Raw genomic sequence first — 10,900 nt, 5'->3', positions numbered from 1 at the left:
ATACCCCCATATAGGACTTTTATATTTCATTGTCCTATATGAGGGTAGCATATCACAGCATCCGGATCCTTTTCTTTCATCATTTATTTACTTAATAATCTTCTTCGGACATTTCTCCGCACATTTTCCACAGTTTGTACATTTTTCCGGATCAATATGTGCAATGTTATCTACCACATGTACTGCATCAGATTCACATACTTTTTCACACATCTTACAACCGATACATCCTACGGAACATACGCTCATAACATCTTTTCCTTTATCTTTTGAGCTGCACTGTACGAGATGCTTCTGTTCATAAGGTACAAGCTCGATCAGATGTTTTGGACAGGTAGCGATACATTTACCGCAGGCTTTACATGCTTCTTTGTCTACGACTGCAATTCCGTCTACGATATGGATTGCATCGAACGGACATGCTTTGACACAGCTTCCGAATCCAAGGCATCCAAAGGAACATCCTTTTGATCCGCCATTCTGCATCATGGCTGCCATCTGGCAATCTGTGATTCCTGTATAGTCATATGCCTGTTTTGCTTTTTCGCAGGTTCCTGCACATTTTACAAATGCAACTTCGTGTACGCTTTCACCGGCTTCTTCGCCCATGATCGCTGCGATCTTTGCTGCTACCGGAGCACCGCCGACCGGACACTGTCCGACCGGAGCTTCTCCTTTTGCGATGGCTGCTGCAAGACCGGAACATCCGGCATATCCACATCCACCACAGTTGTTGCCCGGAAGCTCAGCGAGAATCGCTTCTTCTTTTTCATCTACTTCAACTGCAAATTTCTTGCCTGCAATTCCAAGGAAGACACCGATGAATACGCCGGTACCGCCTACGATAAGTGCAGCAATCAATACTCCTGTTATACTCATAACACGGTCCTCCTTCTGTTAAATGATTCCTGAGAATCCAAAGAACGCGATGGACATCAGTGCTGCAGTAAGCAGTACGATCGGGGTTCCCTGGAAAGACTCACTGATATCGTTGTATTCAATCTTCTCACGGATACCAGCCATGATTACGATCGCGATCGTAAATCCGACTGCTGTGGAGAATCCGTATACAACACCTTCAAGGATGTTATATCCTTTTGTTACACAGTTCAGTGATACACCAAGTACTGCACAGTTTGTTGTGATCAGCGGAAGGTATACACCAAGTGCATTATAAAGCGGAGGCATTACCTTCTTGAGGAACATTTCTACAAACTGAACGAGTGCTGCGATGACCAGGATAAATACGATGGTCTGCAGATACTCAAATCCTGCTGGGTGTAAGATAAACTGGTAGATCGCACCGGTAATAAAAGATGCAATCGTGATAACGAAAACAACTGCGCCGCCCATGCCGGCTGCTGTCTCAATTTTCTTAGAAACACCAAGGAAAGGACAGATACCGAGGAACTGGCTGAGTACGACGTTGTTAACAAGCGCCGAACCAACTGCTATAATAAGTAATTCTTTCATCTCTTATCTCCCTCCTATTCCTTTTCCTGACCTGTCGGGAATACCTGTGCGTCGCATCCGCCACATGAAGCGCATCCGCCTTCGCAGCATCCCTGAGCTTTGACAACTTTCTTGCCCTTTGCTTCCATTCTCTTCATGATCTTGTTACGTGCAGCCACAAGGAATGCAAGTACAAGGAATGCACCAGGAGCAAGGATGAAAATTGTAACAGGTTCGTAGATATCCGGCATAATCTGAAGACCGAATACTTTTCCGGAACCGATCAGCTCTCTGACGATACCGATGCAGGTAAGACCAAAGGTAAATCCAAGTCCCATACCGATACCATCGAAGATAGACGGAAGAACCGGGTTCTTTGATGCGTATGCTTCTGCACGTCCGAGGATGATACAGTTTACTACGATCAGAGGAATATATACACCAAGTGATGCATAAAGTCCAGGTACAAAACCTTCCATAAGGAACTGTACCACGGTAACGAGTGTTGCTACGACTACGATGAATGCCGGCATACGAACAGAATCCGGAATGATCTTACGCAGCAGGGAAATCAAAAGGTTTGAGAAGATCAGTACCACTGTGGTAGAAAGTCCCATACCAATACCGTTAATTGCGGATGTTGTAACTGCCAGTGTCGGACACATACCAAGCATCATAACAAAGGTTGGGTTTTCTTTTACAAGACCATTATAAAGTCTTTCTGTACATTTATTCATTTCCACTACCTCCTAACGCTGTCTGGTAATATCCAAGTGCTGTGTTGACAGCTCCTGTGACTGCACGGGAAGTGATGGTTGCACCACTTAAAGCATCGATCGGCTGTCCGTCTCCGCCATCTTTGGATACATAGAATTTTTCAGCCTGCTGTCCTGCAAACTGATTATAGAAGTTCGGTTCTTTCGCACGCATACCAAGACCTGCTGTCTCGCTGATGGAAAGGAAGGAAATACCATTGACCGTACCGTCAGCCATGATACCAACTGTGATCTGGATATCTCCGCCGTAACCGTCTTTGTCTGTTACTGTTATAACATAACCAGCTTCGCTTCCATCCATAACAGCAGAATAGACTTCATCTACTGTTGCATTCGTTCCCATCTTTTTGATTGCTTCTTTTGCAGCTTTCTGATCTACGTCCATTGCTTCGAAGGAATCAGCTTCCGGATAAACTGCCTGGCAGGCTTCCTGTTTCTGCTTTGCCTGTGTCTGGGCGATCGGATCTTTTGTTACTTCATAAGCTGCTCCGAGCACCAGACCGGATACTACTGTGATCGCTGCAAGGATCAGTGTATTTTTGATAATCTTATTCATTATTTTTCTCCTCCTTTACCGAAAGGTTTTGGAAGAGTAACTCTCTCGATCAGCGGTACAAGAAGGTTACTGAAGATGATCGCATAAGATACACCTTCTGCTGAACCACCGAACAGACGGAAAAGACCTGTCAGACATCCAAGAAGGATACCGTATACGATCTGTCCCTTTTTCGTGATCGGGGAAGTTACATAATCGGTTGCCATAAACCATGCTCCAAGCATCAGACCACCACCACAGAGCTCTGCTGTCATGTACTGAACATTGAAGAATCCGACTCCGTCTACGAATCCACCGAAGATTCCGATGAAAAGTGCAAATGTCACAATATATGTACCAGGGATACGAAGATCAATGATTCCTTTGAGGATCAGGATGATCGCACCGATCACGATTGCGATAACGGATGTCTCACCAATAGTTCCGGCAATATTTCCGATCAGCATGTCCATGCTGTTCACACCGTCAAGTGCTGCGTTTCCTGCTTCGATATTGGCACGGATCGTTGCAAGTGGAGTTGCACCGGATACGCCGTCATATACGAAGCTTGTCATTCTTCCTGTAAAGGAAATAAGAAGGAAACATCTTGCTCCGAGCGCCGGGTTCATGAAATTCTGTCCCAGTCCACCGAAGAGCTGCTTTACAACCAGGATTGCAAATACACTTCCGATGATTCCCATCCAGATTGGGGCTGTCGGCGGAAGGTTGAGTGCAAGCAGAAGTCCTGTAACTGCAGCACTGTAATCCTTGATCGTAATCTTTTTATGCATCAGTTTTTCGTAAATGTACTCCGTAAGAACTGCTGCAGCTGTTGTCACAATAACAAGCAGCCATGCATGTGTGTCACGGAAGTTGTAAATTCCAAAGAAAGTTGCCGGTAACAGAGCGATGATAACCCACAGCATGATATTGCCGGTTGTCTCTTTAGAACGAATATGTGGTGAAGATGATACTTTTAACTGTTCACTCACTTTTGTTCACCTCTTCCTCTCTATTCTATTTTTTCTTTTTGTTGGCAAGTGCGGTTTTTCTCATAGATCCGATTGCCTGCTTCAGCTGTCTCTTAGCCGGGCATACATAACTGCAGGATCCGCATTCTACACATTCAAGACCATTGAACTTAAGGAACGCTTCTTCATCGTGGCGCTCTGCAAAATCAGCCAGTCTTGACGGAATAATGCGGCTTGGACAGGCGTCAACACACCGTCCGCAGTTGATACATGCTGTCGGTTCACAGGCTGATACTTCATCCTTTGACATACACAGAATAGATGAAGATGTCTTGGTGACCGGTGTATCTGTTGTGTACATCGCAAATCCCATCATCGGTCCACCGGAAATCACTTTTTCACAGCCTTCTTTGAGTCCGCCGGCTGCTTCGATCAGTTCATTCTGGTTGGTTCCGAAAAGTACTTTGTAGTTCCCTGGATTTACAACGCCATCTCCTGTTACGGTAACAACTCGTTCCATAGACGGAATGCCTTTTACAACTGCATTGTAAACGCTGATGATCGTCTCTACGTTATCTACTACGCATCCTGCGTCTGCCGGAAGCATCGTAGAATTGATCGCACGTCCCGTATTTGCAAAAATCAGCTGACGTTCTGCCCCCTGCGGGTACTTAGTCATCATCTCTCTGACCTCCATACGAGGCTCGTCCTTGGTCAGCTCTTTTAATTTTGCAATACAGTCCGGTTTGTTGTCTTCAATCGCAAATAAACCTTTCGCATTATCAAAAAGCTTCAGGATCACACGCATACCTTCTACCAGAAGCTCCGGATTCTCCAGCATTCTTCTGTAATCGGCAGTAATGTATGGTTCACACTCTGCACAGTTTGCAATGATATAATCAATTTTGTCTGGCTCTTTTGGTGAAAGCTTCACTCTGGTAGGAAAACCTGCTCCACCCATACCTACTATACCAGCCTCTCCAATGATATTCAGAATCTCTTCTTTTGTCAGTTCAGAAAGAGGTTTTGGCTGTGGATATTCTACTTCTTCATACTGACCGTCATTTGCAATGATAATACTGTTCACTTTAGAGCCTGTCGGATTCACACGTGGTTCAATTGCTTTTACAGTACCTGATACGGATGCATAGATCGGTGCAGACACGAAGCCCCCCGCTTCGGCAATTTTCTGCCCTTTAAGCACATGGTCACCTTTTGCTACTACTGGCTTAGCTGGTGCTCCGATATGCTGGGATAACGGGTATACAAGATCACCCTGTGGCAGAAGCTCTACGATTGCTTTGTCTTTTGCAAGACTTTTTCCGTCGTTTGGATGAACTCCGCCTTTAAATGTCAAAAGTCCCATTTTGATATCCTTCCTTCCTGTTTTCTCTCTTATAAATATACTAAAATAAATCCTACAATTCCAGTAACTTTCGTCATTTTATTGTATATTTTCCAGTACATCTTGTCGTTTTTTTAACACAATAGTCTCTTTACGAAAAAAGAGAGGCTACTACGACCTCTCTTTGTGAATTTTCTGACTATTCGGTAAAATTTTTCATCTTACTTATCGAGATCACTTATGGATCCGAAAACTTTTTTAGCTGTAGTTAGTTATGTCTATCAGTTTTTTCAAACAAAAGATAGAGACTTCAATCAGCCTCTATCCTTGTATATCTTGTTTAATTATTCTTCAGTTTCTTCCTGAGCTTCTGCATTTTCAAGTGCTTTCATGCTAAGGCTGATCTTCTTGTCAGCTTCGTTAAGATCTACGATCTTAGCTGTGATCTCCTGACCTACAGAAAGTACGTCTGAAGGTTTTTCAACATGTGCTCTTGAGATCTGTGATACATGAAGAAGTGCATCTACTCCAGGAGCAAGTTCTACGAATGCACCAAAGTCTGTCATTCTTGCAACTTTTCCTGTTACAACTGTGCCTACAGCATACTTCTCAGTTGCGTTAGCCCATGGATTTGACTCCGGGAATTTTAAGCTGAGTGCAACTTTTGTATCATGGATATCCTTAACAAGGACTTTGAGAGTTTCACCAACTGTGAATACTTTCTTCGGATTGTCAACTCTTCCCCATGACATCTCAGAGATATGAAGAAGTCCGTCTACTCCGCCGAGATCGATAAATGCGCCGAAATCTGTTACGTTCTTAACTGTTCCTTCGATCACATCACCGACTTTAAGTTTAGCGAAGAGTTCTTTCTGCTTTTCTGCTCTTTCAGCAACAAGAAGCTGTCTTCTGTCACCGATGATACGGTTTCTTCTTGGATTGAATTCGCTGATAACAAATTCGATCTCCTGATCTTTGTACTTAGAAAGGTCTTTTTCGTAAGTATCTGATACAAGACTTGCCGGGATGAATACTCTTGCTTCATCTACAACAACGCTTAATCCACCGCCAAGGATCTGAGTAACCGGTGCTTTCAGGACTTCTTTGTTCTCAAATGCTTCTTTTAATCTTTCATTACCTTTTTCTGCAACAAGTCTCTTATATGTAAGAAGAACCTGTCCTTCTCCATCATTGACTTTCAGTACTTTAACAGTCATTGGATCGCCAACAGAAACAACAGTTGTAAGATCTACACTGTTATCATTGGTATACTCACTTCTGGTGATGATACCGTCTGCTTTGTATCCTATATTTAAGATAATTTCGTCTGGCTTAACATCAATTACAGTACCATCTACGACCTCTCCATTATGAATTGTTTTAAATGACTCGTCTAACATTTGTTCAAAAGTTAATTCTGACATTATTTTGAACCTCCTCAATTATATTGTTGGGCGTGGATGCCCCTGCTGTAATACCTACTGTTTCCACGGACCTTAATTGATTCATATCAAAATCGTCAAGTGTCTGTATATAGTACGTATTGTGACATTCCCTGCTGCATATTTCATACAGTTTCTGGGTGTTGGAACTATGTTTGTCTCCGATTACAATCATAGCATCCACCTCTTTTGCAATGCTCCTTGCTTCTGTCTGACGCTCTCTGGTCGCATTACAAATCGTATTTAAAACACTTATATCATAACCCTTTTCCGAAATAATTTCAACTAAATCTTTGAATTTATTGTAATTAAATGTCGTCTGAGACACAATACAAATTCTTTCGGATGTAGTATTTTCAAATTTTTCAGCTTCTTCTGCATTTTTTATAACGGTTACATTTCCTTCTGCCCAGCCCCGGATTCCTTCAACCTCAGGGTGATCCGGATTACCAATGATGATGATCCGGCTGCCTTTTTTACTTTCTTCGGCAACAATTTTATGGATCCTTTTCACAAACGGACAGGTTGCATCTACATATTCGATGCCTTTTTCATCCATCAGGTCACAGATTCTCTTTGGAACACCATGAGAGCGGATGATCACCAGCCCTTCTTCCAGACCTTTCAGTTCTTCCTCACTGCGCAGGACTTTTACGCCATGTGCTTCCATGTCCTTTACAACCTCTTCATTATGGATGATCGGACCATAAGTATAGATCTGTTTTCCCATCTGTTTTTTGACCTGCTCATATACTGTATCGACAGCGCGTTTTACGCCAAAGCAGAATCCGGCACTTTTTGCGCGTATTACTTCCATCTTTAGGTTCCTCCTGTTGTTTTTATTTTTCTGATAAGTGATTCTTTTTACATACCTAGAAATTTGAAACATGCATAGCGCAGATTCATCCGCGTCTTCAGATTACATTTTTCGCCCGGAACAGTTAGTTTTTTTATGAACCGGTTCAGTGTACGTTTCTCATATTCTTCCAGTTCTTCCTCTCCATAGATCGTTTTTTCAAGGAGCTCGCACACCCGACAGTACTCACCCCTCCGGAGTGTTCCTGTCTTTTCAGCAATCTTTCTGTCTGTTTCTTCTGTATTCCATCCAAGATGCGCTTCTATTCCCCAGAGTCCGAGATATCCGCGGATGATCAGCTCTGCCCTCCGCACCTGTTCTTCTCCGGCTGTCCGGTCATATTCCTTCTTCATCAGCCAGGCGGCCAATACGCGCACCGCTTCTGCCAGCGCAAAAATAATAACCAGGAGCATCAGGAAAACAGCCACAATTCCAAGCAGGATCCGCATGGTTTTTTTCGCAACCCGAAAATTTTCCTGTTTCTCAGAAGCCGTGCCGTTTTCACCGGTCAGCTGATTCGCTTCAAAAGAATTATTATTCACAGATGCAGTTTTCCGTACCATATCCGGCGTTCCTACCATCTGCTGTAACGCCACCGCCTCATAATAGTATCCCGGCGTCACATCTACCGGGAGCCAGCCGATTCCGTCAAAATACACCTCTGCCCAGGCATGTGCGTCTTTACCGCTAAGCAAAGCAGGTGCATCCTGACTGTCCGCAACCGTATTTCCCGACAGATAATAGCCTTCTACATATCTTGCCGGAATTCCATGCAGACGAAGTGCTTCTACTGCTGTCGTGGCATAGAGCATTGCATTTCCCTGATGAGAGCCGTTCAGAAAATACCGGACCGGATCTGCTCCTTCCGGAACTGCCGCAGGCGCATCTGTGTACTGTACCTTTTCCTTCAGAATCTCCCTGATATGTGAAAGTGCACTGTAAATCCCGTCATTTTCTGTTTCATAATCTTTCCAGAATACTTCGTCTATCAAATCTGCCAGATCAGCTTCTGCCTTTGTATAATTGTCATATACAAACTGCCGGTATACGGATTCTGCCTCACAGTATTCTTTCTGTGCATCCGTCTGCGGATCAGACACCCAGCCGTCTGCTACCATAAGCTCAGATGGCCTGGAACCCGAGACTTCCTCGATCTCATATCCTTTTCCGGCGATAAAGCCACGGCTTACATATCTGATATCCTTTTTCTCTTTTAGTCTTCCATCGGTTACTTCCTTTATGCTGGACGGAAGATATACATAATATCTGGATGCATCCTCAATCTTGTACCGGACGCGGTTACTTTCCGGAGCATTTTCGTCCTCTCCGAGCTCATAATACGTTGCCACCTGTGTCTGCGGATCGAAATGCTTCTGTTTCAGCCACCTCAGCATTCCTGCATTTTCTCCGCCATATGCAGAATCTTCTGTCTCTTTCCAGACTCCACCTTCATAGACACTTCCGACAAATCCACGCAGATACATGGATTTTTCCTGCTCCGACTGTACCTCCAGCATGACGGCTTCGCTTTCTTTTAGTTTTGCAGCTTTTCCCAGATCTCCCTTAGGAAGGCTGTCCTTTCCATAACGGATCTCATGAACCGCCTGCTTTGTGTTTTCACGCAGCTGACGGATGGATTCCACCTCACCATTTGGGATAAATACTGCCCCTGCAAACAAAAGTGCCCCTATTCCAATGATCCACCGCAGACACGTCCGTGTTACCATTGTTCCCGCATCAGACATGTTCATACCAAGAAGCGCAATGATCAGAAAACTGCTGGTTATCGGATCAAAAGTATCACCGGCCACTTCAACCGCGATCAGCAAGGTACAGAAGAAGATTCCCGCCAGATGCGAATGGCTTTCTGTCAGCTTAAATACAGCCTGTCCAAGAAGAAGTGCCGCCAAAAGCGAGACAACCAGAATCTCTTTTTTTGTGGCACTTGCTACAAAAACCGCAGTCCCACCATTATGTGCAAAATTCCATCTGGTGCTCATAAGATCGAGCCATTCCTTTGCGCCGTTCAGGCACCGGACCGGCGTTCCCCAGATCAGCAGTATCAGCCACGGAAGCTGGTCGGCTATCCATGCAAATGCGTATCGTCTCTGAAGCCATTTTCCCAGAATGCAGATCAGTATTCCGACAACTGCCATTCCTCCTGTCATCCAGACAGACGGTGCCAGATCTCCCCAGCTTTTCTGAAGAACAGATACTCCGCCGAGCAACAATATACAGGCAAGAAAAGCTGTCCATCCTGCAATCTTATATAAAGTTTTTCCCTCATCCGATTCTACTCTCTGAACGGGAATCTCTTTCATTTTCTCTTTCATCTTCTGTACATCCTTAACATCGTATCCGGTAAGTTTCCTGATTATCAATTCCTGCCGGTATTTCTATGATCTCGCATCCATTTCCACTCTCTGCATTTACGTACCCGGCCGCTGCTGATATGTGAAGGACCGTAATTCCGATCCGTTCATTCAGACCACTTAAATTCTGCTGGTACTCTCCTGCAGTCAGGATCAGAAGTCTTGTAAAATACTGTTCCAGTCGTTCCATCATAAAACACTGCAGCCCGTCACCGCTTTTCGGCGCAACCGGACACGCAAGCCACAGGGCAAGGATTCTCTGTAATTCCCGGCGGTCTTTGATTTCACAGATCTGAAGTCCACTCACCGATGGAAGTGCCATGCAAAAAGCTACTCTTTTTTCGATCAGTCTTTGCCCGATTGATGCCCCTACTGCAACTGCCGCATTTATTACATTTTCCGACTGTTCTTCTTTCATAAAATCCTGCCCGAAATCCGGCAGCAAAACAACATTGTAATGGGAAGGATCACTCGCCTCCCGCAGGATCAGATTCTCTGTCTTGCTTGAAAGCTTCCAGTGAATAGAACGGATATCATCTCCAGGCACATATTCCCTGATATCATAGATCTCGCTCAGATCATTTCCTTTCCGGTTCTGCATCATCCCTTCACTTTTCGGTGCTCCGATCGTAGCCTGCGAAAGCTCTACCTGCAAATTTACTTTTCTCGGATAAATGACCGTCCGGATTTCTCCAAACAGATTCGCCCTGACCTGAAAAAGCTTCAGCAGATCACGTACCCAGATCTCTTTACAGGTAAGCCGGATTTCACCGCACAGTCTGCATGCAAGTGGTATTTTGTAATGATTCTTTTCTCCTTTTAACCGCAACAGAAGCTTTCTCTCCCAGGTCCTGCCGAACATTTCATTCTTTTCACAAACAGTTATCATCAGATATCCTGCCGTCCGTATCTTCTTCGCCGCGAAGACATCTATAGTGAAAAAGTTTTCTTTTCCTTCCTGTGCTCCGGATGGTGCACTTGCGGAAATCTTTAAATTCGTCACATCATGTCTTGTAAAAACGCCCATTGCCACTGCAAGCAGAAACAGAACAATCAATACTCCAAGCAGATACGGCTTTCCGGAAATCACCAGCATGATCATTACTGCTGCGAAAAAAAGGATGTATCCCAACCGATTTTTCCACATGTTT

10 protein-coding genes are annotated in these 10,900 nt (G+C 44.3%); all 10 read right to left on the bottom strand.

What is annotated here, in order from left to right:
• Positions 1 to 87: 87 nt before the first annotated feature.
• Positions 88 to 879, bottom strand: a complete 792-nt coding sequence (locus tag G4407_RS03705) for an RnfABCDGE type electron transport complex subunit B (protein ID WP_173687798.1) — start codon at positions 877 to 879, stop codon at positions 88 to 90.
• 18 nt (positions 880 to 897) lie between these two features.
• On the bottom strand, positions 898 to 1,473 hold the full coding sequence (locus G4407_RS03700; RefSeq protein ID WP_055155598.1) for an electron transport complex protein RnfA: 576 nt from the start codon (positions 1,471 to 1,473) through the stop codon (positions 898 to 900).
• 14 nt (positions 1,474 to 1,487) lie between these two features.
• The gene (gene rsxE, locus G4407_RS03695) at positions 1,488 to 2,189 is read right to left on the bottom strand and encodes an electron transport complex subunit RsxE (protein ID WP_173687797.1); all 702 of its coding nucleotides are present in this window, start codon (positions 2,187 to 2,189) and stop codon (positions 1,488 to 1,490) included.
• On the bottom strand, positions 2,182 to 2,784 hold the full coding sequence (locus tag G4407_RS03690) for an RnfABCDGE type electron transport complex subunit G (RefSeq protein ID WP_173687796.1): 603 nt from the start codon (positions 2,782 to 2,784) through the stop codon (positions 2,182 to 2,184). Before G4407_RS03690 ends, rsxE begins: the two co-directional genes overlap by 8 nt.
• Positions 2,784 to 3,755 carry an RnfABCDGE type electron transport complex subunit D gene (locus G4407_RS03685; protein WP_173687795.1) on the bottom strand — a complete coding sequence of 324 codons (972 nt, stop codon included), beginning with the start codon at positions 3,753 to 3,755 and terminating at the stop codon, positions 2,784 to 2,786. The genes G4407_RS03690 and G4407_RS03685 overlap by 1 nt, the downstream gene beginning before the upstream one ends.
• A gap of 25 nt (positions 3,756 to 3,780) precedes the next feature.
• Entirely contained in the window at positions 3,781 to 5,100 is a 1,320-nt protein-coding gene (gene rsxC, locus G4407_RS03680) for an electron transport complex subunit RsxC (RefSeq protein WP_173687794.1), read from the bottom strand.
• 323 nt (positions 5,101 to 5,423) lie between these two features.
• Entirely contained in the window at positions 5,424 to 6,503 is a 1,080-nt protein-coding gene (gene rpsA / locus G4407_RS03675; RefSeq protein WP_173687793.1) for a 30S ribosomal protein S1, read from the bottom strand.
• Positions 6,484 to 7,338, bottom strand: coding sequence for a 4-hydroxy-3-methylbut-2-enyl diphosphate reductase (gene ispH, locus G4407_RS03670; protein ID WP_173687792.1), 855 nt, complete (start codon positions 7,336 to 7,338; stop codon positions 6,484 to 6,486). Before ispH ends, rpsA begins: the two co-directional genes overlap by 20 nt.
• A gap of 47 nt (positions 7,339 to 7,385) precedes the next feature.
• Complete coding sequence (locus tag G4407_RS03665; RefSeq protein ID WP_173687791.1) at positions 7,386 to 9,710, bottom strand: transglutaminase-like domain-containing protein; 2,325 nt, start codon at positions 9,708 to 9,710, stop codon at positions 7,386 to 7,388.
• Between the two features lie 13 nt (positions 9,711 to 9,723).
• Positions 9,724 to 10,896 (bottom strand): DUF58 domain-containing protein, encoded by a 1,173-nt coding sequence (locus G4407_RS03660; protein ID WP_173687790.1) that lies wholly within the window; start codon positions 10,894 to 10,896, stop codon positions 9,724 to 9,726.
• Positions 10,897 to 10,900: the final 4 nt, after the last annotated feature.

The sequence above is a fragment of the Allocoprococcus comes genome, from assembly GCF_013300725.1.
GTDB classification, from domain to species: Bacteria; Bacillota; Clostridia; order Lachnospirales; family Lachnospiraceae; genus Allocoprococcus; species Allocoprococcus comes_A.
Note: the sequence above shows the minus strand (reverse complement) of the source record. Positions and strands in the feature narration are given on the sequence as shown.

Excerpts from the sequence above, each read along its gene's own strand:
- G4407_RS03690 (WP_173687796.1), bottom strand. The coding sequence starts at position 2,784 with ATGAATAAGATTATCAAAAATACACTGATCCTTGCAGCGATCACAGTA.
- rpsA (WP_173687793.1), bottom strand. The coding sequence starts at position 6,503 with ATGTCAGAATTAACTTTTGAACAAATGTTAGACGAGTCATTTAAAACA.
- G4407_RS03705 (WP_173687798.1), bottom strand. The coding sequence starts at position 879 with ATGAGTATAACAGGAGTATTGATTGCTGCACTTATCGTAGGCGGTACC.
- rsxE (WP_173687797.1), bottom strand. The coding sequence starts at position 2,189 with ATGAATAAATGTACAGAAAGACTTTATAATGGTCTTGTAAAAGAAAAC.
- ispH (WP_173687792.1), bottom strand. The coding sequence starts at position 7,338 with ATGGAAGTAATACGCGCAAAAAGTGCCGGATTCTGCTTTGGCGTAAAA.
- G4407_RS03700 (WP_055155598.1), bottom strand. The coding sequence starts at position 1,473 with ATGAAAGAATTACTTATTATAGCAGTTGGTTCGGCGCTTGTTAACAAC.
- rsxC (WP_173687794.1), bottom strand. The coding sequence starts at position 5,100 with ATGGGACTTTTGACATTTAAAGGCGGAGTTCATCCAAACGACGGAAAA.
- G4407_RS03665 (WP_173687791.1), bottom strand. The coding sequence starts at position 9,710 with ATGAAAGAGAAAATGAAAGAGATTCCCGTTCAGAGAGTAGAATCGGAT.
- G4407_RS03660 (WP_173687790.1), bottom strand. The coding sequence starts at position 10,896 with ATGTGGAAAAATCGGTTGGGATACATCCTTTTTTTCGCAGCAGTAATG.